20 protein-coding genes are annotated in these 22,458 nt (G+C 58.7%); 1 reads left to right on the top strand and 19 read right to left on the bottom strand.

Going from position 1 to position 22,458, the window contains the following annotated elements:
• The first annotated feature begins 187 nt into the window (after nucleotides 1-187).
• Nucleotides 188-550, top strand: a complete 363-nt coding sequence (locus AC0Z4S_RS07590) for a DUF6124 family protein (RefSeq protein WP_083353825.1) — start codon at nucleotides 188-190, stop codon at nucleotides 548-550.
• A gap of 57 nt (nucleotides 551-607) precedes the next feature.
• On the opposite strand, the gene AC0Z4S_RS07585 is transcribed toward AC0Z4S_RS07590, so the two are convergent.
• From AC0Z4S_RS07585 to AC0Z4S_RS07495, 19 genes are all read right to left on the bottom strand, one after another.
• Nucleotides 608-1,048: a hypothetical protein gene (locus tag AC0Z4S_RS07585; protein WP_485622583.1), complete on the bottom strand. Its 441-nt coding sequence runs from the start codon at nucleotides 1,046-1,048 to the stop codon at nucleotides 608-610.
• 43 nt (nucleotides 1,049-1,091) lie between these two features.
• Entirely contained in the window at nucleotides 1,092-1,850 is a 759-nt protein-coding gene (locus AC0Z4S_RS07580) for a lysozyme inhibitor LprI family protein (RefSeq protein ID WP_485622646.1), read from the bottom strand.
• Nucleotides 1,851-1,852: 2 nt separating this feature from the next.
• Nucleotides 1,853-2,716 (bottom strand): tetratricopeptide repeat protein, encoded by an 864-nt coding sequence (locus tag AC0Z4S_RS07575; protein WP_485622582.1) that lies wholly within the window; start codon nucleotides 2,714-2,716, stop codon nucleotides 1,853-1,855.
• Nucleotides 2,717-2,720: 4 nt separating this feature from the next.
• Nucleotides 2,721-3,176 (bottom strand): hypothetical protein, encoded by a 456-nt coding sequence (locus AC0Z4S_RS07570; protein ID WP_191636995.1) that lies wholly within the window; start codon nucleotides 3,174-3,176, stop codon nucleotides 2,721-2,723.
• Nucleotides 3,177-3,264: 88 nt separating this feature from the next.
• Nucleotides 3,265-4,017 carry a hypothetical protein gene (locus tag AC0Z4S_RS07565; protein ID WP_231982429.1) on the bottom strand — a complete coding sequence of 251 codons (753 nt, stop codon included), beginning with the start codon at nucleotides 4,015-4,017 and terminating at the stop codon, nucleotides 3,265-3,267.
• Nucleotides 4,010-4,498, bottom strand: a complete 489-nt coding sequence (locus AC0Z4S_RS07560) for a cell division protein (RefSeq protein WP_485622581.1) — start codon at nucleotides 4,496-4,498, stop codon at nucleotides 4,010-4,012. Before AC0Z4S_RS07560 ends, AC0Z4S_RS07565 begins: the two co-directional genes overlap by 8 nt.
• A 139-nt stretch (nucleotides 4,499-4,637) precedes the next feature.
• The gene (locus AC0Z4S_RS07555; protein WP_083354359.1) at nucleotides 4,638-6,005 is read right to left on the bottom strand and encodes a lysozyme inhibitor LprI family protein; all 1,368 of its coding nucleotides are present in this window, start codon (nucleotides 6,003-6,005) and stop codon (nucleotides 4,638-4,640) included.
• A 122-nt stretch (nucleotides 6,006-6,127) separates the two neighbouring features.
• Complete coding sequence (locus AC0Z4S_RS07550) at nucleotides 6,128-6,718, bottom strand: lysozyme inhibitor LprI family protein (RefSeq protein WP_083353831.1); 591 nt, start codon at nucleotides 6,716-6,718, stop codon at nucleotides 6,128-6,130.
• Entirely contained in the window at nucleotides 6,700-9,348 is a 2,649-nt protein-coding gene (locus AC0Z4S_RS07545; RefSeq protein ID WP_083353832.1) for a pesticin C-terminus-like muramidase, read from the bottom strand. Before AC0Z4S_RS07545 ends, AC0Z4S_RS07550 begins: the two co-directional genes overlap by 19 nt.
• Before the next feature lie 51 nt (nucleotides 9,349-9,399).
• Nucleotides 9,400-11,454 carry a type VI secretion system Vgr family protein gene (locus AC0Z4S_RS07540; protein WP_485622580.1) on the bottom strand — a complete coding sequence of 685 codons (2,055 nt, stop codon included), beginning with the start codon at nucleotides 11,452-11,454 and terminating at the stop codon, nucleotides 9,400-9,402.
• Between the two features lie 28 nt (nucleotides 11,455-11,482).
• Nucleotides 11,483-12,484 carry a serine/threonine-protein kinase gene (locus tag AC0Z4S_RS07535; RefSeq protein ID WP_485622579.1) on the bottom strand — a complete coding sequence of 334 codons (1,002 nt, stop codon included), beginning with the start codon at nucleotides 12,482-12,484 and terminating at the stop codon, nucleotides 11,483-11,485.
• Nucleotides 12,481-13,209 carry a PP2C family protein-serine/threonine phosphatase gene (locus tag AC0Z4S_RS07530; RefSeq protein ID WP_485622578.1) on the bottom strand — a complete coding sequence of 243 codons (729 nt, stop codon included), beginning with the start codon at nucleotides 13,207-13,209 and terminating at the stop codon, nucleotides 12,481-12,483. The genes AC0Z4S_RS07535 and AC0Z4S_RS07530 overlap by 4 nt, the downstream gene beginning before the upstream one ends.
• Entirely contained in the window at nucleotides 13,209-16,748 is a 3,540-nt protein-coding gene (gene tssM, locus AC0Z4S_RS07525) for a type VI secretion system membrane subunit TssM (protein ID WP_485622577.1), read from the bottom strand. The genes AC0Z4S_RS07530 and tssM overlap by 1 nt, the downstream gene beginning before the upstream one ends.
• Nucleotides 16,749-16,762: 14 nt before the next feature.
• A complete protein-coding gene (icmH, locus tag AC0Z4S_RS07520) occupies nucleotides 16,763-17,638 on the bottom strand; it encodes a type IVB secretion system protein IcmH/DotU (RefSeq protein WP_016772511.1) in 876 nt (291 codons plus the stop codon).
• 5 nt (nucleotides 17,639-17,643) lie between these two features.
• Complete coding sequence (gene tssK, locus AC0Z4S_RS07515; protein ID WP_016772510.1) at nucleotides 17,644-18,975, bottom strand: type VI secretion system baseplate subunit TssK; 1,332 nt, start codon at nucleotides 18,973-18,975, stop codon at nucleotides 17,644-17,646.
• Between the two features lie 2 nt (nucleotides 18,976-18,977).
• Nucleotides 18,978-19,478: a type VI secretion system lipoprotein TssJ gene (gene tssJ, locus AC0Z4S_RS07510; protein ID WP_129997958.1), complete on the bottom strand. Its 501-nt coding sequence runs from the start codon at nucleotides 19,476-19,478 to the stop codon at nucleotides 18,978-18,980.
• Nucleotides 19,479-19,483: 5 nt separating this feature from the next.
• Nucleotides 19,484-20,680, bottom strand: coding sequence for a type VI secretion system-associated FHA domain protein TagH (gene tagH, locus AC0Z4S_RS07505; RefSeq protein WP_056790868.1), 1,197 nt, complete (start codon nucleotides 20,678-20,680; stop codon nucleotides 19,484-19,486).
• Between the two features lie 18 nt (nucleotides 20,681-20,698).
• Nucleotides 20,699-20,839 (bottom strand): hypothetical protein, encoded by a 141-nt coding sequence (locus tag AC0Z4S_RS07500; RefSeq protein WP_003229566.1) that lies wholly within the window; start codon nucleotides 20,837-20,839, stop codon nucleotides 20,699-20,701.
• A 93-nt stretch (nucleotides 20,840-20,932) separates the two neighbouring features.
• Complete coding sequence (locus tag AC0Z4S_RS07495) at nucleotides 20,933-22,453, bottom strand: sigma-54 interaction domain-containing protein (protein ID WP_485622576.1); 1,521 nt, start codon at nucleotides 22,451-22,453, stop codon at nucleotides 20,933-20,935.
• Nucleotides 22,454-22,458 lie beyond the last annotated feature (5 nt).

The following is a 22,458-nucleotide window of genomic DNA, read 5'->3' as shown; positions in this document are numbered from 1 at the left end:
GCCTGCGATCTTTTGATCTTCCGGCCCGCGAATCTATGGGAAATTTCCTGCGAAGTGCGGGGCGGTCCATGAACTAGTCGAGCTTGAAGATCACCGATAGGCTTCCTGCGTCATCGGGTATTCGGTGACCGGATGTGCAAGTCCGAATTCGGGAGCAATTTCTTCTTACTCCAAGGGATTTACACCGATGACCAATTCAACTGCCAACACTGAGGACACCTCCCCCTACGAATCCTTCGATTCAAGAAAACTACATGAAGCCGCCGAACGCGCCCTCGATCACCACTTCGGCAAATCCGACCTCCCTCAGGCCCCACGCCGTGAAGGCCTGTTCAGCCTGAACCCGGACATCGACGCCGAAGCTCTTCTAGCCAACGCCTCGGAAGACCTGCTGTCCATCAGCATCATCGCTGCAGATCTTGCGGACGACATAGATGGCTCCCGCCGCTCGGTGGCCCTGGCCCTGAGCAGAATGGCGGACGGTGTGAGATTGATGGTGGAAGGGACGCTCGACCAGATTGAAGTGCGAAGCGTGGCGGCCAAGCCGTAGCGAGATTTGCGGATGAAAAAAGGGGACGTTAAGTCCCCTTTCTGAATATTCCCTGCCTCACCATTGGCAACCTGTTTCAGATTTCGAATCCACGTTGTAATCGTTTTCAAACGAATACTTCTTTGCGGATTTGTAATTCGTATACGACATCGCATCAACCCGGCCACCCTGAGTGACCATCTGATACTCACCTGTCAGTGCGCCATTAACTACTTCAACCCAAGTTGTCGTGTACTGGTAGGGCCGGCCATACACGAGTTCTTCTTGTTCAGTACTGCGATGAACCAGCCCAATAGCCTTTTTTGACTTGCTGTATTTGACGCCAGCACCGCTCCACTTGGCGACAGAGTCGTAATAGGTTCGGAATTCAAAATTTATGGGTTTGCCTTCGTAGGAGCGGAAGCAAAAAACCTTGGTCGTGACCTCGCCATGAGCCGCCAGAGGAACGAAAACGAGCAACGCGGAAAACAATGCAGACGAAAATTTCAAACCGAACATTCCTTTAGCGGTTTCAGGGGTATCAGCAAATTACTCTGGCCTGTTATGCCCCAGGCTCAAGCGCGCCGCACTTCAGCTCTTTGATTTGCTCACTCTGAATCGGAACCACACATGCAAGGCGCTTCTCTCCGAGCCCACGAAGCTCCGTCAAACTGAGCGTCACGTGCAACCCATCCTCGGCAAACAAATGATCCTCAAACCCGGCATCGGCATAATCCGTCCAAAATGCCTTGCCCTCGAAGCGGCAGAACCGCTTGGAGGACAGCACCCTCCAACCGCCGTTGGGCGCCAGTATTTGGACCGTCAGACATGGGCTGCCAAAGGTGCTGACATAACGTGCCACGACATCGCCGAAGCGCTGGGAGCCGGACAGGTACACCTTGTTGAGATCGACCACATTACCCGGCTCATCAGCGACGATTGTGTCCAGGTAAGCCGCACGTTCCAGACTCAGTCTGGCCATGCAGTTGTTAACCGTTGTGACATGCGCTGCCACCCCAGGCTCGATTTCCGTGGCTTCAAGCGGGCAGGTGGTGTCGCGTAGCTTGATCCAGGCGCGCTGGGATTCTCTGGCCATTGCGACCAGCGCCTTACCCTGCTCAGGGTCGCGCCGTTGTTGAGCCTCAAACCGTCCCAGCAGCTTCTTGTAGCTGGCATTGAGTTGTGTGTCGGCTTCTTTGCGAGCTGCCTCCACACACCGATCGACCTGGGCGCTCACGGTGATTTCTTTGCAGTCGTCCTCGGCCATCGCGCAGGAGGCAAACAGGCATCCAAAGGACAACACGATAAAACGCACAAACATGTTCAATTTTTCATTCCCTGAATGGCGGATCGCTCAACGACACGTTGAGGTATTTTCTGCGTCTTGCCGTCGGCGCTCATCGCGTCGCGGTACTGGCTGTAATAGCGCTGCGCTTCATCTTTGCGATCGAGGCGCCAGAGTGAATCGGCGATGTTCAACATCAGTACCGTGCGTTTACCAACGGCCTCAACGCCGCGATAAAACTTCAGCGCCAGCTCATCTCTACCGCCCTCGGCCAAGTAGAAAGCCAGGTCGTTGAACGCTTGAACATTGCGCGACGGTGGGTGACAAGCCATATAGGACTCTGGACTTATAGTGCGAAGATTGAATGCGAGTTCTTCCACGCGAGATTGTGGCATCTCAATATTTGAGACCTGCTTCAATAAGTCCTTTGGAGACGGCGTCTGCATGACGAGGTCAGGCGCATCCTCTTCCCCGGAAGTCCACCGATTGCCCTTCCACTTGCCGTAGCAAAACCTGGCTGCCGGCTGACTGAGCACGCAACCGGTCTCCATTGAAATGACCCCGCAACCAGTTTCCTCTGTCGGGATTTCTTCACCCTCCTGGCCAATGACAACGCCATACAGAGTCTGAAGGAGGAGCAATGTTTTCTTGTCGGGACTTAACCAAGCCTCATGCGTCTCAGTACCCACCGCGGGTACATAGAGGGGAAACGTTTTTCCATTGGCGGTAAACGAGGCAACCGCCGACTCCGCAGCAGGCCTGCCCCATGTCTTGTCCTTCAGCGTCACTAAGTGCCCGCCAACCCCCACGATCTGAATATTTGCAGACAAGGCATTGGCTGAAGCTGACAGGCTCATGACAATCATCAACCACTTAAGACTGCCCGCGAGAAGACGGTTCATCCACTCACTCCTCATCCATCGGCGACGATTCAACGTCGGTCATGCTCAGCAGCCGGAATTCGTTGCTCACAAACTCGTAGTAACGATCCCGGTTGCCGCTCTCCAAAGCATTCCCCTGCGCATCTTCTTCGCCGTCGAGCGTGATGCCGGACACGATAATCAAGCTGCTGTCGGGCTGGAAAACCATGCCGAACGTGCTGCCGTCGTAAGCATTCGGTAGACCGCCAACGACTTCCCCAGTCTGAGCGTCCATCACTTCGCCGCAAATGGCGCTGCCGCCACAGCCGAGCCTGTGCAGGATGTAATGGCCGGCGAAGTTGACCTTGCCTTTCAGGGCTTGCACCCGTGCCTGATCCATCATTGGGCTGCTGTTTTCTTGCGGCACCAGCTTATGGTTGGGGCCGGTGAAAACTGGCGTGACGGTGTAATCCTTGAAGGTTGGATCGGCAGCGAATGCCATGGATGCGGCAACCAATAACAGGCTGCCGAGAAGAACCGAAAATCCTTTCACGCTGTAGCTCCATCTATGCAATGCATCGTCAACATCCTCACTCGAAGGCGATGCTCCGCACTGCTGTTTTGATTTCTTCAAATCCTTCAACGCTTATCGCCAACGGGGCGGATGAGCCCGACTCCGCGGACCCAATCAGTACCTGTTCGTTATGCATAAGGCAGAAGGTGATGCGACTGAACAGACGTCGACTCTCATCGTGATAACCGATGATGAATCCTGACGACTTTGCCCCCTTCAGCGACTCAAACGTGTAGGTTTGCGGATCCCCCGCCAACAACGTTGGCCCCCAGCCGTGATCTGTCAGAGTCGCCGGACACTTGCGGTCGTTGGCTTCACGCAACAGCTGCAACTCCATCGCGCCATCGGCCGGCAACTGCTGACTAGTGAGAGCGGAAAAACTTCCCGCACTTTCACACATAACACCAAACCATGGCTCGCTCAGACCCGCTGACTTTTCGAAATTCCACTCAGCGCTGTTTGAGCTTGGCGCCTGCCACAAGTGCGGCGCGTTCAATGTGTTGGGAAGTTGTTTTGTCGCAACGAATACCAGATCAGGCGAATTGAACTGCAGCCATTGATCTTGCGTAAGCGTCATCGAAAACCGGCAGGGTGTCATAACCACCAAAGCGGTAACTGGCCCTTGAGCGGCCTGCGATTGACCGAGAGCATCACCGATCAACACGGTCTTGTCGGCAATGGCATGACTAACCTGCGTGAGGGCAAAACCAAAGAGCAGTCCGCGTAGATACCGAGGCTGTATGAAACTCAACGGTGATACATCAGCCACGGCTCTGGTCGCTCGATTCGGTCGCGCAATTGCCTTTCCGACAGTCATGTCGATAGAGCCAAAACAGCGGCGGCAACAACACCAACAGAGCAAAACCATCGAGCCACACGTGCGACCAGACCTGCTGTTGCGCCGAGAGCCACATGTCCTGCGGCGCCCATAACAGGATGCCGGCGATCAACCAGCCCCAGATGGCCGGAGCTTTCAAGCGATTGCCCAAGTGCACCAGCGCGAACATGTACAGCGAATAACTTTGCAACGTCGCGCCGAACAGCGCGAGCCACCAGACTTGTTGTTCGTGGCCGGCGGTGGGAACCGCATCGGCACCCCAGAACGACAGTTCGAGGACTTGCAGGTAGCCATCGAGCAAGCCGGAGTCACCGGCCCAGGTCAGGGTAAGACCGGCGAGGATGTGCGTGATCGCAGCGGCGTATAGCCAAAGCACCAACGCAGGGCGAAGCGAGGAAGAAGGGGCTGGCATTCCGTGTCCTGAGCGCGTTCCTTGGGGGTGGGGAGTTTAAAGGAAAATCGGGGTCGTCAGATGCTCAAGCATTAAACGTTTTAGCGTGAGGAATTCAGAAAGAACTTGTGCAAAACCGCCTCAAACAGGCCCTCGACATTTAAATGCAGTGGCTGGCTTTGACCGGCGCCGTGGCTGACGATCCCAATCGCCCCACGTTGAAGAGGCCCAGCTGATCACCTTTGTCAGCCGCCATTTGATAACAGGCTAACGCTCGAGACATATCCTTCGTTCCCCACTCGCCTGCTTCAAAGGTAGAAGCCAGATAATTCATCGCGTCTGTGGAGCCCATGGTAATCGCTCGAATAACCTGCTCTTCTGCCTGCTTGGGATGAAGGCAAGGGCCGTTATAGTCGGTGGAGTTTCCCGAACAAAGAAACGTCGCATAGCCCATCGCACCCTTTGGTATTTTCGAAGCCGCTTTGAACAAAGCCTCAACCTTAGGGGTTTCCAGCTGAGATGCCATTTGCGAAAGACTCAGGCTTGCCGCCGACAGGCTCGCCTGTGCATCACCCGACTCTGCAGCACACACAAAATTTTCCAGCGACGCTTCAATCAGCTCCGCAGTCAGCCGGTATTGCTCAAGAGACCCCAGCCCACCCAACGCTTCTGCACGCTGATAACAAAAGTTTTCGGCGCGGCTCATTCCCGGGTTATCCGTTGCGACAAGATCCTTCTCGCTGACCGACCAATCCTCAACCCCCTCAAGCACCCAACATGCCTGACGAGAGAAGTTGAAGATCTTGATATTGCTGTTACCCGCCCGTTTATCCACAACGTTGACGTGACTGTCATCGACCTCTTCGATCTCGACTCCAGGTGTCTTGCCGGGTGTGATGGCGGCCATCAGCGGATAGGTGAACGTTGTTCCACTGACACCCGAGGTCGAAGGCTCAAAGGTACTACGTTCCTTTCCCGCCACCGGTTTCAACACCAGCGACTTGACCGTCATCGCAGTGAGACGGCGTTGTGATTCGCTGTTGGCGGAAAACGCTGCCAGGAAAGGCGCGAACTCCTCCGAGGGGCAAGCGTCGCTGGTGGGAGCCGTCGAAGCGTTCTTGTCGGATGAAAGTACAGGGACGATTTTGTCCAGATACTCCGAACGCTCACGACTCATTCTGGCGATACACGAGTTAACCGCAAACACATGCGCCGGCATCCCCGTCTCGATTTCGAATGCCTCCAAAGGGCAGTTCGCATCGCGCAACTTCAACCACGCACGTTGTGACTCTTTGACCTTCGCGGCGTACTCCGCGCCCAATGCCGGATCTGCTCGATAGTCAGACTCAAGCCGCGACATCAACTGCTTGTAGCTGACATTCAACTGCGCATCGGCGGCCTTCTTCGCCGCCTCCGAGCAGGGCACCATTTCCAGACTTGAGGTGACATGGCTGCAATCGTCCTGTGCATAGGCCGCTGAATCTGGCAGTAGCAGCACGGCCAGAAGGGTTAAAACAAAACGGTTCACTGTGTTCATCCTTGAGTCATTCAGGCTTTGCGTTTGGTGGGAACATGGGGGCAGACCACCTCTTTCGGATACTACTAAAAGGTGGTCTGGCCCTATTTCACTACTACCACCGAGACCAGCAATCAAAAAATCGGAATCTGAAAACGCATTCTCCCCATGCACCGATCTTTAGCCTCGCCGAACAACCTGGATGTTATCGCGCAGTTTTCTTCTGCATATCCTTTCCAAGCCGGTCCGAAATCCTCGTTACCACCGACAAACTTCAAAGCCTCCGGATAGTTCATAGCGGTGGCTTTTTCATTAACCAGCGATACGGCTTTGTAAAAACCATCTCCTATGACCCCGGTGCGAAGATAAACAAGTTCAGCAACACGAAAACTCGTCAACTGTTTCTTACACGACAATTGCTCAATCGGAGACTCTCCGCCCTCTTCATCGTCGTTTTTGCAATATTCATCCCTAAGGGTTATCCATTTTTTTTGCGTAGAAAGAAGCGCCGCCCTAGTTGTTGAATCGAGTTCAGCAGACAACGCCTTGTATTGCTCATTCAGGACCTTATCAATTTTTTCAAACGATTTCTGGGAGCAACTGATAATGTCAGGATTCGTTGAACTGACGGCGCTACAATCAACCTCGGCCGACGCAACGCCGGTAGAAAGAAATACGACCGATAAAACAGCAAATATTTTCTTCGTCACTTCCAGCAATTGCATTTCAACGCCTCCTCAAAAAATACCGCTTCTTTTTCACGTCTCGTGGCTACACCGGCAGTACTAGGGTCATTCTCCCAAAGCCGCTTCATGCTACGTAACCGGGAAGGAATCAGTTCGGGTTTATCGTTATCGAAATCTTCTTTTATCTGTTTCATCTCTAGCCGCTTCAAAGCCTTCGCCGGCGTGCTTCCTGATAAGGAATTGCCGCGATTGACTACGAGGGAAAGTAATACGCCCTGACAATCCGGATGCAAATTTATAGCTTTAGGGTATACGTCAACAACTTGTTGGGCATACCGTTTTTTCATGATGACAGCCAACTTTAAAGCGTTGTCCTTACTGATGGATATCGAGCTGACGTTGTGCACATAATCGCGCGCATCTTGACCTTTCTTGCCAAGAGCTCCTTTCAATCTTCCTATCTCTTCAGGGGTGTACAGGTCCTTCAGCTCTGCATCCACTCTCGCGGCTGTTTGCTGCCCCAGATCGTAACCATAACCTATCGTTATTCCACTGTTGGCATCGGACAATGCATATGGGTGTTCCCGATAAGCTTCGATTGCCAACAGAAATTCAAAAAGTTTTTTCGATACTACATATGGCCCAACTGTTGTGTCGAGGGTATACACTTCGGCCTTACACTTCTCAGGGCAGCCGGACAAGAAACCGCCCAACAAACCAAGCAAATGGATATGCTGAACGTTATTATCACTGGTTATGCCATGCTTCCCGACCAACTTATCCCACCAACTGAGGCGTTCAATTCGAAGCTTTTCTTCCAGCCACTGCTGATGAGGATCCGAGACACTATGCCCCATCAGTTCGTCCAGCGAATCCCACTTTTCTTTTTTGAACTGCCACTCGCTTTCGTAACGCGTAACCATTTGGGATATCGGCTGAGAAAACCAAGGCTTGCTTAACGCTTCCTTGATTTCCGCAGGTGTAAGTTTATTGTCGCTGTTTTTATCGAGCATTTTGTACAGATGCTGCTTAGCGGGACCATCATTGGCGTTTCCAACATTGGGTAAATATGTCGCTCGCTCTTCCTCAGTCAAATTTTCCTGAGCATGCAGGGATGCAGCGAGGTGGTCCGCATTACTGACAGTTTCTTCGATGAAACTGAAACCTTCCCACTCAAAGGGTGAATGCCGCGATAACTTGGTATCCGGCTCGGCAAACCATCCATTGAGTTCATTCCCGTCGGCATCACCCAATAACCCGTCCAAGCGCCACCACAACGTATAGGTAGTGCTTCCTCCCATGACAACAGGAACCTTTATTTTTCTTTCCGCGGGTAAAGCTTCCAGCACTCCGACAGGAACCAGAAAATCATAGCCAACTGTTTTTTGCGGATCAGTCACTTTAGGTGGATTGGCAGGCCCCATTCCCTCAACGTGAGTAACCACCACGCTGCCTTTCGGAATTTTCACTAGCGTTTTTTCAGCTGCTGGCAGTCCCGCAGCCTTCTCTTTGCTCAGCGCGGTAAAGGCTTTCACGTCTTCACAGCTGAACATCTCAACGTGCAGTAGATTTTTCGGGGCCGAATCGGAGTGATTCTGATACTTCCCTACATGTCCAATCAGACTGCCCGCGGTAATCGGGAATGGAGTCGCCAAGACATGCACGGCGTCCTTTTCGGCTGGCTCACTCTTGGCCTCAAGTAGCCCCTCCCAGACATATCCAAGCGCCTCTCCCGCTGCCAGCGGCGGAACAGCATTTCCACTGACGATCTCCAGCAGTTTCTGGTACTTGCCACGCGTCCCGTCGGTTCCGATTTTAACTTGCGTACCGTGCGGCAAAATTGCTTTCACAGCGCCTGACGGGCTGGCAGAGGCGCGTACAACAAGACCTTTCTGAGGCGGAGTCATTGGGTCTTTGGCAGCGGCACCAATGACGTAAGTATTGGGCGTTGGACCTGCGGTCATCTCTCTTTTGAACACCCAGCCTGTACCTGGCGGCAGGTCGCTACTGGCTGGCGTGACGCTGACAACCTTGAGCCAACCATTGTGCTCTTCGCCTGTCTCGACAACCGTGCCGCGATTCAAAACTGTCAAGACCGTTGCATACCCGGGCTTTCCTCGTGGTTCCTGGCGGACACGCAAGCCCAGAAGTTCATCGTTGGCAGTTGCCTTGACCTGCAACGTACCGCCGCTCCAAAAGGCCGGCCGCGGCAGTGCCGGGGTTTCTTCATAGCTTTTCCATTGCAACAAATGCATATACAGACTGAAAAAGGTAAGACTCGGGCCGGGAACGGGTGCTGCAGGAGGAGATCCCGCTGGTACCGGCGACGCTGGCGGCATCGGCACTTCCAATCGGTGTTTGACCAATACAAAGCCAGTGGAAAAGTCGGACTGGGTTGTACCGAAATTCGACTTGGGATAGATGCTATCGATTCGATAGGCAACCACTTCACCGTCCGCTATGCATCGGACTTCTGTCGAGTCCTGCACCAGACCCGAATCTTCATCGAAATGCACGCCGCCATGCCAAAGGCCATTGGCCCCCAGCGGATAGTAACCATCCTTCGCTTTGGCGAGAGCCTTGTAGAACTGCTGCGGATTGCTCGCTTCGGCTGCCCCTACTTTCAAGGGATACGACCATTTTTCTACTTTCTTTGTTGTCTCTGTCATTACCAATTACCTGAATTCTGATCCCTGGTGGCTTGGATTGCCGTCGATGTCTTACCCGGAAAAATTGAGCATCCGCTTCGGTTTGCGTTTGATCTTTTCCTCAGACGCATTCCCCAACGCCTGATCCATCAAACTCCCCGCCTTATCCTTATCCGCCGCACCCGGCAGCACCGGCGGTTTAATCCCGATGCCAGTACCCGACCCAGCCGAGCCACCCGCATTGATCTTGATCACCGGCCCAACCATCGTCACCCCACCGCCATCGAGCTTGATAAAGCTCCCACCCCCAAGAATGGTCAGCTCCGTCCCCGCCTCAATAACAATCTTGTCCCCAGCCTTGAGGTGAATCTCTTTCCCCACGCTAGTGAGCTGCGCCGTACCGAGTTTGACGTGTTGGTTCTGCCCAATCGTCAAATGATCATCCAGCTTCGCTTCAACCTTGCGGTCGGAGATCGTGGTGCGGTGTTCTTCAGCCTTCAGCTCGGTGTAGGTGTTCTTCACCACCGTGTCGTGACGCTCATTCCCGACCCGAATCTTCTGGTCATGCTCTACGTTTTCATCCCAATCCCGCTGGGCATGGATGTAGATCTGCTCGGCACCTTTCTTGTCTTCAATGCGCAGTTCGTTGTAACCACCGCCACCCGGTGAGCTAAGCGTCTTGAACACGCTGCGCGTCTTGTTCGCCGGTAGTGCATACGGCACCGGGTTTTCTTTGTGGTACAGGCAACCGGTGACGAGGGGTTGGTCGGGGTCGCCTTCGAGGAAGGTGACGAGGACTTCCATGCCGATGCGCGGGATGGAGATGGCGCCGTAGCGGTCGCCGGCCCAGGAGCTGGAGACGCGTAGCCAGCAGCTGGTTTTGTCGTCGGCGAGGCCTTCGCGGTCCCAATGGAACTGGACTTTGATGCGGCCGTATTGGTCGCAGTGGATTTCTTCGCCTTTGGGGCCGGTGACCATGGCGGTCTGGCTGCCGAGCACTCGCGGTTTCGGGTGCTCGAGGGCCGGACGGTAGAACACGTCCCACGGGGTGGCGAGGAAGGTGTTGCGGTAGCCCTGGTGGAAGTCGTCTTTTTCGTCGGTGGTGTCGCTGGTCACGCCTTCTTCGAGGACTTGCGGTTGTTTGCCTTCGTGGAAGATCTCGGTGAGCAGCCACAGGTCGTTCCACTCGCTGCGCGGGTGATCGGACATTTCCATGAAGTGGCCGCTGACCAGTCTGGTCTGGTCGCCGCGACCTTCGGCCTGGCGGTAGTCGGCGCGGTGGCGTTCGAGGGCGCGCTGGCTGAGGAACTTGCCACGCGCCCGGTCGATGAAGCGGCCGGGGTAGTCGTAATCTTCGAGATCCGGTTCAGTGCTGTCGCTGTCTGGTCTGCTCTCTGGTTTAAACGCAGCCTCCATTCGCAGGCGCGGTTTTTCGAAGTCGTAGTCACGGCGAGTGGTGCGGGTGGTGCGGGTTTCCAGGCGCAGTTTGAAGGCTTTGATTACCGGCTCGTCCGCGACCATGCCGCTGCCCTGCACATAAGCAGTTGGCTGCCCAAGGTTCTGGAACACGGTCTGGTCGTCACCGAACACCAACAGATGCGCTTTTTCGCTGTGCTGGAAGTGGTAGTGAATGCCCTCCTCCTCGCACAGGCGCTGGACGAAATGCAGGTCGGTTTCGTCGTATTGCACGCAGTAGTCGCGATCCGGGCACGGCTGGCTGAGCTGGAAGCTGTAGGCGTTGCCCTTGATGCCGTGTTCTTCGAGGATCAGCGCGATGATTTTCGGCGCCGACATCTGCTGGTAGATGCGCTGGTTGGTGCGGTGATGCAGGTATTGCAGTTGCGGCACGATCGAGACTTTGTAGCGGGTCAGGCGCTTGCCGGCATCGCCCTGAGCGACGCGGTAGATCTGCCCGTGAATCCCCGAGCCCTGTGGATCGAATGCGAGAAAAGCCTGCTTGTGCAGCAGTTGCTCGAGATCCAGATCCGGGTTTTCGCTGACCAGTTCGAGGTCGAAGCGATACGCCTGGCTGATGCCTTCGGTGCCGGTGAACGACAGCACTTGCAGGTCGCCGACGTAGTCTTCGACCTTGAGGCTGAAGTGGGTTTCGTTAGCTGAGTTGAACATCGTGTGCTCCCTGTTCGAATGTCATCCGTTACGCCCGAAGTCGCAGACGTTGCAGCCAGGACGAAGTGGCGCCCAAGGCGTCACGCAGTTGTTGGGCAGTGATGGTGCGCTCTGCCGGGCTGAAGCTCAGCGCGGTTCGCAGCGCTTGCCAGCCGTGCTGGGGTAGATTCGCTGGGGCGCGCAGCTCGCGCTCCAGGTGCTCGTCGCGGGCCTGGGTCGAGGGCAAGCGGCGGAACGGGTGTTTGCCGCTCGCCAGTTCGTAGATCACGCAGGCCACGCCGTACACGTCCGCGCTGGCCGACAACGGTTGGCCCTCAAGCAGTTCGGGGGCGGCGTAGCCCGGCGTCCAGGCGTTGAAACGCTCGCGGCTCAGGTGCGGCAGGCCGGGCAAGGTGCCCTCTTCTGCCTGTCCCAGACCGAAGTCGAACAGGCGCAGGCCGTCTTCGCTGAGCATGACGTTGCTCGGTTTCAGGTCACCGTGCAGCACGCCGCGACCGTGGGCGTAGGCCAGCGTGTCGAGCAGCGGCAGGACGATGTCGCGCAGTTCTTTCCACGGCAGGCCGAGCGGCCGCTCGCAGAGCAATTTGTCCAGGGTCAGGCCACGCATGTATTCCATGGTGATGAAGGCCCGCTGGCAATCGGTGTCGACTTCAAAGGTGTGCGCACGCACGACGTTGTCGTGGCGCAGGCGTCGGGTCAGGGCGAACTCGCTGTAGAGCAAGGCACTGGCGTCCGGCGATTCGGCAAATTCTTCGCTGAGGATTTTCAGCGCAATGTAAGGGTCGGGATCGCCGAACTGTTCATGCAGCAGATCCCGCGCCCGGTAAACGGCGCCCATGCCACCAGCCCCGAGCAGACGCTCGAGGTGGTAGCGACCGGCGAGTACATCCGGCAGCGCACCGATGCTGGCCTTGGTCGGCGCCAGCAACGGTTCAGCCTTGTTGCCCTTGGCGAAGGCGAAGTAGGTCAGGTTGTTGGCCTGCTCCTCGCTGATCAGCAAGTCATCGATGGGCGATTCGAGTTCACTCATTGGCGGATCACCACGGCAGTCAGGTTGTCCCGCGCAGCGCCTCGCAGGGCGCCGTCGAACAAACGTTCCAGCGCCACGTGCGGCGCGCTGAGGCTGAGCGCGTTGCCGAGGGCGTCGCTGCTCAGGCCCTGATACAAACCATCGCTGCAGAGCAAAAACACATCGCCCGGATAGACCTCGAGTTCGAGCACATCCAGGGTCAGTGTGTCGGCGGCGCCGACGGCTCGGGTCAACGCCTGAGCCGCTGGATGCGCAGCCGCCTGCTCGACGCTCATTTGCTGTTCGTCGATCAGTTGCTGTTGCAGCGAATGATCCTTGGACAGCTGATACAACCGCTGCCCGCGCCACATGTAGCAACGGCTGTCACCGGCCCAGATGCAGGCCGCGCGACTGCCTTCCACCAGCAGCGCCACGACGGTGCTGCCCATGATGCTGTCGTGACGTCCGGCAGTGACGGTCAACTCCTGGCCCAAGCGCCGGTTCAGCCAGTGCAGGCACTGGCGGATGGCTTTGAGGCGTTCGTCGAAGTCCTCGTGTTGCGGCAACTCAGCCAGGCTGGCGACGATCAACTGGCTGGCGATGTCGCCACCCTGATGACCGCCCATGCCGTCCGCGACCACCCACAGCCCATGCTGCGGGGAATCGAGGAAGGCATCTTCGTTGCGCGCCCGCACCTTGCCCGGGTCGGTACGCGCCGCGCTGCGCCAGGGACTGGCCACCAGCATCAGAGCTGCACCGGCATACGGAAGGTGCGCAGTACGCCCATGTCGAACGGGTTCGGCGCGCGCTGGCTGGTCAGCAGGTAGTTGGCGCGCAGGCCGCCCACGTCGGCTTTCAGCACCAGCACGTCACGACCGTTCAGGTACTCGGTCTGCATCAGGTCGAACAGACGGAACAGCGACCATGGGCCGGAGTTCTTCTCGATACCGATCGGACGCCCGGCCATCTTGTCCATGACCAGACTGGTGCGACCGTCTTCAGCATCGGTCGGCCACTTGAAGGTCATTGGCAGGATCGGGCCGTGACGGTATTCCATGGTCTTGTCGCCAAACTTGAATTCTGAGCGACTGACCGCCGGATCGAGGGTGTACGGCTCGAGCTTGAACTGCACGGTCGGCTCGGCCGGGTTGATCGAGAAGAAGCTCTGGCGAATCGTCTGCGCCGCCGCCATCTGGTCGAGGTAGACCTTGGATACCGGCAGGCTGTGACCATCGACGGTGCGCATGCGGTAGTTGCCCGGATCGCCGCTGACGAACGGACGCATGTAGCTGTCGAAGAAGCGGTCGACGGTACCTTGAGCACGGAAGAACTCGCGGAAATCGCTGATCGCCACGTCGCTGGTGCTGCTGGCGCTGAACGGATAACGCTTGCTGATGGTTTTGCCATACACGCTGTACAGCTCGTTCTGATAACGGCCGTTCAGGTATTGATAGGCATCGTTGAGCACCAGGCGCCACGAGTCCTCGGCCAGCACGTTGAACCACACGCTGAGCGGACGCGGCAGACGGCCGGAGGCGTTACGCAGGTTCGTCAGCGCATCACGCTGGCCGCTCATGCGCGTCTTGGCCATTTCGAACGCAGCTTGTTCCGGCGTGCTGGAACGGGCCAGACCGGCCAGTTGCAGTTGCAGGTCGTTGAGCGCGCTGAACGCTTGCGTCAGATCAGCGCCCGGGCCGTTGTTGTCATCGAGCAGACGATGCAGCGGTTCGAAGCGGCGTTGCAGGGATTTCTTCGCGGTGTCCGGCAGATTCTTCGCCACGTTAAGCGCCGAAGCCTTGTCGGCGGCAGCGGCGGCGAGTTTGCCGACCTTGCCCAGTTTGCCTTTCTGCCCGGCCAGCGCATCGGCGGCTTCGCCGGCTTCGTCGACCGGATCAACCGCAGCTTCGAAGCGGGTGTTTTCACGCACTTCGGTGAGCAATGCGAGGACCGGCGAGTTGGCCGAAGTCAGGCCCGCCAGTTGCTCGGCGCCTTCGCCGGCGTCGCTGATCGGTGGCAGCGCGACCTGGCCAACGGCTTCGCTCCAATAGTTGGCGTAGTCGCGGAAGTACAGCTGCTCGAGCTCGACCATCAGGCGACGCAAGTCCATGTCGCTGATGCCCGCGCCTTCGCCCAGCACCCAGTTGTCACGCAGGATATCGGTGACCAGCGCGGCGCCCTGCACCGAGAAATACTGCTGATAACCCTGTTGGGTGTAGAAACCCGGGATCACGTATTCGGTGCCGATGAACAACGAGCCTTGCGGGCCAAGGTGCTGGCTGAAGCGGTAGTCCGGCAGGTTGCGCGCCTGCTCGCGGAGCATGCGGTAAACCACGTTGGCTAGCGATTCGCTGCGCAGGACCTGACGCGCCTGCGTCACCAGTTGGTCGTTCAGCGGGTAGATGAACGGCTGCTTGAGCAAGCGCTCGAGGTGAGTATTCAGACCGTTCTGCACAGCGGTGTTGCCGGTGTAGCGCTGCGACCAGTCAGTGGCGACCCAGTCCTTGAGCCACGCCGCGTCGCGACGATCCTTCATGTTCAACATCAGGTACGCGCGCAGGCTGTTGAGCAGGCGATCGCGGTCCTTCATGTTGGCGCGGATCTGCCCTTCGAGCATGGTCGCCACCCGGGGCAGCAACTGCGCTTCAAGCTCACGCTCGTAGGCGGTTTTCACCACCGGGTTGATCTCTTCGCCCTGATACAGGCCGCCACGCTCGTGGTAAGAGACGTCGCCCTTGTTCGGGAACACCTGGGTCGCAGCGTAGCTGGTGTCGAGAACTTTCAGCACGCCCATGGCGTCATCGCGCGGCGTCACGGCCGAGCGTTGCTGGGTCCAGTTCTGCGCCAGCGTGCGCAGGTTTTCCAGACGCTCGTAGTTGGCCGAGAAACCGCCGGCCCAAAGCATGCCGAACAGCGCCAGTGCCGCCAGTGCACCGACGTACAGCGCACGCTGGCCCCAATGAATGCGGCTGCGCTCGCGCTTGTCCAGACCGGCCAGATCGGCCTCGGGGAAAATCACTTGGCTGAGCAAGTGGTGGATGAACCGCGAACGGCCGCTGCGCAGGGTCGGCAGCACGCCGGCGTTCATGCCGAGGCTGGCGCCGATGCCGGCGGTGGTCGAATCCATTTCCTGGGTCAGGTGCGGTGCGCTGGTCAGGTAGAAGCCGCGCAGCTGCGTGGCCCGCTGATAGCGGTTGCCGGTGAACGCCATGTCGACGAACAGGCACAGGCGCTCACCGATCTGCCCCAGCTGATGCGGGAAGTCGAGGATACGTCCACGGCGCTGAGTATCGCGCTCGGAGTGCATGCGCATGATCACTTGGCTGTTCAGGCGTCGCAGCAGTTCTTCGAACTCGTTGCGCAGAACCGCGACGTCGGTACCGACCTGATCCTTGCGGAAACTCGTGCCGAGCACTTGATCGCTTTCTTCGCGGGTCAGTTGATCGAAGAACTCGTCGAAGCCGAGCAGCTTGTCAGCCTTGCTCAGGACCAGATACACCGGCACATCGACGTGCAGCTTCTGATGCACGTCCTGCAAACGGCTGCGCACCTGGCGCGCCAGCGTGTCGATGTCCTGCTCGCTGCCACCGGTGAGGGTTTCCACCGGAATGGTCACCAGCACGCCGTTCAACGGACGGCCACGACGACGCTTGCGCAGCAGTTCCAGCAGGGTTGTCCAGGCGTTGCCGTCGACTTCGGCGTCCGGCTGAGTCGTGTAGCGCCCGGCGGTGTCGATCAGCACACCGTGATCGGCAAAATACCAGTCGCAATGACGGGTGCCGAGTGTGTCGCGAGTGAGCTTGCGGTCGATCTTGTTGATCGGGAATTCCAGACCGGAAAAGTCCAGCAGGCTGGTCTTGCCGGAAGCCTGCGGACCGATCAGCAGGTACCACGGCAAGTCACTGCGCCAGCGCTCGCTGCGACCGCGATACAGGCTCGACGTCTTCAGGGTTTTCAGCGCGTCCTTGAAACGCGCCTTCAACTCTTTCTGCTCTTCGTCGATCAGCTCTTCGCGGCGAATGCGGTCCTGGCCGTCTTCGCTCTCTTCCTCGGCTTTCTTGCGGATACCGGCGCGCCAGCTGACGAAGACCATGGTCAGGCCCCAGATCAGGAACAGCACGCTGATGGTCAGCAGGCGCGAGGTCGCGCTTTCCCAGAACTTGTAATCATCGACCGCCAACAACGGGCCGACGAACCACACCAGCAGCGCCACGAACAGCACCAGCAGTAAGGTCCAGACCCAGGTCTGGCGCAGGAAGGCGCCGACTTTCTTGAAAAACTTTTTCATCACACGTCCCTGTTTTACGGCTGCGCCTGCGGTTGCACCGCGGCTGGATCAAGCGGCTGATAAGGATGCAGAACGGTGTCGCGTTGTTCGCTCAGGACCCAGGCGAAGCCCGAATACATCACCACCAGGCAGACCAGAGTAAAGAGCACCACCATCCACGCCGGCACGATGCGCACCAGGTTGCGGCGCTGGTCGTTGAGGCCTTCCCAGTGCGGCGACAACTCGCGCGGCACGTCGCCACGTAACTGACGGATCTGCCGGTACAAGGCGTCGCGGATGCCTTCGAGTTCGAGCATGCCGCGTGCCTGCACGCGGTACTTGCCCTCGAAACCGAGCGACAGGCACAGGTACATCAGTTCGAGCATCGGCAGGTGCTTGACCGGGTTTTTCGACAGCCGATCGAGCAACTGGAAAAACTTCTCGCCGCCGAAGGTTTCGTTGTGGAAACTGCTCAGCAGGCTCATCTGCGACCACTCGCTTTCGTTGCCCCACGGCGTGGTCACGACAGCTTCGTCGACCACGGTGCAGAGCACGTAACGCGCGGCCATCACCTGGCTGCTTTCGGCGCCGTTGTGCAGGGCGCGCACTTCGAACAACTTCAGCCCGGCGGTCAGCCGCTCATTGAGCGCGTACAGGTCTTCGCGGGTTTCGCTGTGCTTGAGACGCACCACTTCCGAAAGCAGGTCGGAGGAGGCCGCGACCAGCGAGTTGAGGCTGATGTTGAATGCCTCCGCCGGACGCAGGCGCGCGGCGTAGATCATGCGTTCTTCCAGTTGCTCGAAACGCGGCGGCGCGGCGAAGTCGGTCAGCGGACTCGATGCCGGTCCGTGGCCCTGACGGTCGAGCAGGACGGTTTTGTCGTCCTGGTTGTAATCCGTTTCCTTGATCATGTCGGTCAGTTCCTGATGGCCCAGAATTTCAGTTCAAGCTCGGCGAATTCGCCGGACACGTGGAACGCGAAACCGCCGGAGCGCTCGAGTTGTGCCAGGTCTTCGGAACTGAGTTCGAGGATGAAGTAGGTTTTGTTCGAGTGGAACGCGATCTGCCGTGGGGCCACCGGCAACGGTTTGACCTTGATCCCCGGCAAGTGCAGGTTGACCAGTTGGCGGATGCGCTCCACCGGGCCGACCTTGAGGTGCTGCGGCAAACGCTGACGCAGTTCTTCGGAGTCGCAGTTGGCACTGGCTGCCAGCACGAACGAGGCCGAGCCGAGCAGTTTGTGGTCATGCAACGGCGAGACGATGATGCCGTACTGACGCGCCTGCAGGATCAGCTCGATGGCGTGCTGTTCGAGCACCATCGACAGCACCTGACGGATCGCTTCCATCAGTTTGCGGAAGCTTGCGCCCTGATCGGCGTGGGAATAGCGGCTGTCCAGACGCGGGCGTTTGCTCTCGCCGGAGAAGGTCGCCAGATCGCCGAGCATGGTCAGCAGCGTGCGGTACAACTCTTCCGGGTGCACCTGCTCCAGGCCCAGGTAATGGCGCAGCAGCAGTTCGGTGCGGTTGATCAGTTGCAGCATCATGAAGTCGCCGACTTCCGCGCCGCCGACCTTGCCGTTGGAGCGAATCCGCTCGGCAATGGTGTCGCCACGGTGACTGAGCATGCTGATGACTTCTTTCAGGCACGACAGCAGATAGCTCGAGGCGTGGGCCTGAATGTAGGTCGGGACGAAATCCGGATCGAGGCTGATCACGCCGTCGGGCGTGGTGTCGAGCACGTCGCAGATTTTCAGCTTCACGTAGGCCTGATCGCTCTGCTGCTCGCCGAGTAGCAGTTTGAAGTCCGGACGCCCGCAGCTGACCTGACTGGCGGAATCATCACCAGCGTTGGAGTCGGCGACTTCGGCGTCATACGCGGTGTAGCGCGCGAGCACGTCCGATTGCTCCGGGCGGCGGGCCTCGATGTGGTTGCCGGTGACCAGTGGCAGCGCCAGATAGATCGGCGTGTTGCCGGTGTTCGGCGGCACGTCCAGTGCCAGCGGTTCGGTGTTGCCGCCGAGTTCGAACAGGCTGCCGTCCGGCAGAATCCCCGAGGCTTCACTGATCACCAGTTTGCCCATGTTGAGGAACTGCAAGTCGATTTCCAGATTGAGAAAACCCCAGGTGTAGCCACCAAGCAATTGCGTGCGGGTTTTCATCTGGTGATCGTAATAACGATCGTTGTGCTGGAAGTGCTGCGGGCGCAGCAGCATCCCTTCCTGCCAAATGACTTTATGGGTGTTCATGATCAGTCATCCGCCTTGGCGAGCACTTGTTGGGTATTGCGGATACCGGCCTGATCGAGGGTCAGATCAGCCTCGGTGAGTTCCAGCGGAGTGATCTGCACGGTGTGCCGCCATTGCGTATCCGCGAGGTCGCGATAAGCGGCGAGGACGCCCACGTAACGGCTGCCCTCCTCCACGCTGAGTTTCAGTTCCACGGTTTCACCCGGGCGCAGTTCGAGTTCTTCGCTGGCCACCAGATCCGGGTTGAGGGATTCCTTGGCGCGTTCGTAGAGGCTGAAGAAGTCAGCGTTCTCGAAGGTCACCGGGTGCTTGAGTTCGAACAGGCGCACCACGATCGGCGACGGCCGACCGTTGAGGTCCGGGTTGAGCTGATCGCTGCCGGTCAGCTTGAGGTTGATCTTGGTCACTTTCGAGTACGGCGACAGCGACGAGCAACCAGCGAGCAGCACCAGCACGGTGAGCGCAGTCAGCGTCTTGAAAAAAGCGGTCGAGCGGCGAGACATGCGCATCATCCTTGGTGGTCGGTGTGGAGGGTGGAGATCAGGCGGATCTGTTCTTCATAGGCCTGGGCGAAGTCGCGGGCCAGCAGACGCTCGCTCCAGTCATCGTCCTGACGCAGTGCCTGGTGATAGCGGCCGAACGCTCTCCAGCGCCCGCCCGACGTCGCGATAAGCGGCTTGTTGTCGCGTTCGAAGCGCAGGGTCAGCTGCTCTGGCGAGAAGTGCTCCAGGGTGCCGCGCACGGCGGCGCGACTGGCAGTGAGCAAAGCCACTTGGTGCGCCTGCAAATCGCGGAATGCGCGGGAGATCGCCTGCTCGGCCGGCAAGTGTCCGGGCTTGCTTGGCTGCAACAGAATCTGCAGTGCTTCGCTCGGATCGACGGCGAATTTCAGCGGGTTCTTGTTGGTGCCCTGCACGGTGGTCTGGGCCAGACGCAGCTCGTTTTTCAGCTCCGAGCGGGTACGCAGGCTCTGCTGCAAACCGCCGATGCTCTGGCGCAACAGGCGCGCAGCATTCAGCGCCAGTGCTTCGCGTTCATCGTGGCTGAGGCCTTTGACGTCGACGCCCAATGCCGCGCCGAAGTGCTCCCAGAAACCTTCGCTCTGACGCTCGACGGCTTTCGGTGCAGGCGCCGGCTCAGGTTCCACCGGGGCGGCGATCAGCTCCGGGACCATCAGGCTTTCCATGTCGATGCGCGCGTAGTCGGCACGCTGACGGGAGTCTTCCGGCTTGGCGGTGGGCGACAGCAACTCGTCGATTTCCGAGTAGACACGCTCTTGCTGTTCGAGGGCATTGAGCGGGTCGAGGTCGAGGAACGCGTCGTCCGGAATGATGCTGCCAGCGGCGCGCGGACGGCCGACTTCGCCGTCGAAGGTCGCCGGGTCACGGACCAGCCGCGCACGGATCTCGAAGTCGCCGAGAATGTAGGTGCTGCCGTGCTCGATGCGCACCGGCTCGCCCTTGTGCAGGCGTGCGCCACTGCTGCCGTCCTGGACACCGTTGCTGCTGGTGTCGGTGAGGAAGAACGAGCCCTCGCGGTAACTGACAATCGCGTGATGATTGGACAGGTGACGCTTGCGGTCAGGGATGATCCAGTCGCAGTCCTCGCCGCGCCCGATCACGCCACCGGCCTGTTTGAAGGTCCGCTGGCACAACTCGGTGGGCACGAACTGCTTGGTGTTCAGCATTTCGAAAACCAATTCCATGTTTGATGCTCCTTGCGGTCACTTGCCGCGATTGACCGCTTGCGGATCACCCAACGGGCGATAGTCGTTGTCGTTGAATTTGTAATTGCCGCTACAGCCGCCAAGGCCGCATAGAACGACGAGGGTCAGCAGGACAGCGTGCCAGTGACGAACAGACATCAGAGGGTCTCCAGGTGTAGACAAAGCACAAAGCGCCGACCCTTGCGGGCGGCGCTGAAATGGGTTTTTGCGGAAAAATCGCTGACCTTTTGCCTAGCCATCGAAATCTCCCAGATTGATGTTCAAGCGCCCCAGTCGATACAACAGCGTGCGCCGCGGCAGGCCCAGTTCGCGGGCGGCGAGGGTCTGGTTGCCGTCGTTCTTGCGCAGGCAATCGAGGAGCAAAGTGCGCTCGACCTGTTCCAGCCGTTCGCGCAGATTCAGGCCGCTGTTGTCCTCGGGCATCGGTTCGAGGCGCAGGGAAAAATGCTCGGCGAGCAACTCGCCGCCCTCGCACAGCAGCACTGCGCGCTCGACCAGTGCCTTGAGTTCGCGAACGTTGCCGGGGAAGGTGTAACCGCACAGATGCTCCAGCGCCGAGTCCGACCAGCGCACCGGATCGCGCTGCAAAAACGTGCAGGTCTTCTCGGCAAAGTGCCGGGCCAGATCGAGGATGTCGCCTTCGCGCTGACGCAGGGCCGGCAGCTCGATCGGGAATTGCGCGAGGCGGTAATACAAGTCCTCGCGGAACTTGCCTTCGCTGACCAGCGCCGCCAGATCACGGTGCGTCGCGGCGATGATGCGCACGTCGATCTTGTGCGTGTCGTTGGAACCCAGCGGACGAATCTCGCCTTCCTGCAACACGCGCAGAATCTTCGCTTGCAGCGACAACGGCATGTCACCGATTTCATCGAGCAGCAGCGTGCCGCCATTGGCCGCGTCGAACAGCCCGGCGCGATCGCGATCGGCGCCGGTGAAGGCGCCTTTGCGGTAGCCGAACAGTTCGCTTTCCAGCAGGTTTTCCGGGAACGCCGCGCAGTTCTGCACGATGAACGCCTGGGAGCGACGCGGGCCGCAATCGTGGATCGCCCGCGCCACTACTTCCTTGCCGGTGCCGGTCTCGCCACGCAACAGCACGGTGTACGGGCTGTGAAGAATCTTGCTGATCAGCGAGTAGGTCTGGCGCATCGCCGCGCTTTTGCCGATCAGGCCGTAGCCGCTGATGCTCGGCACGCTGCGTGTGGCGGTGGCCGATTCGGCGGCTGGCTGACGCAGGCGTTGCAGCAGATGCAGTTGGCCGAGCACGAACGAGCCGAGCTGGCCGAGGGAATCGGCGAAACCTTTCAAGTCAGTGCGACGACGGCTGGCGCAGAGCAGCAAACCCTCGACCGACTTGTGCTGATTGACCAGCGGCACGCACAACAGCGACTGCCACGGCGTGCTCGCCGCCGGCAGAAAACTGGTTTCGTGCAGGCTGCCGGTCAGGTCGTCGAGGCACACCACGCGGTTCTGGCATAGGGCGAATTGCAGCAGTTGTTCGCCGTTGTAATCCGCCGGCAGGCTCGCCGCCTGACGCGGTTGCAGCGCGCCGTCGAGGCACTCGGCGTTCATGCCCAGGCAGGTGTGGGTGGCGTCGAGCAGATACAGCTGAGTCAGCTCGCAACCGCTCAGCTCGGCCAGGCCACGGACGAATTCACCCAGCAGCGCAGCACTGTCCGTCGCCCGCGACAGACTGGCGAACTGCGCCAGCAACGCTTCGGCGTAGACCAGTGGCTGCGGCACCTGAGTGAACATCACGC

Source organism: Pseudomonas sp. 1L-B-1-E-C1 (assembly GCF_057291835.1).
This window is presented reverse-complemented; position numbering and strand designations above follow the sequence as displayed.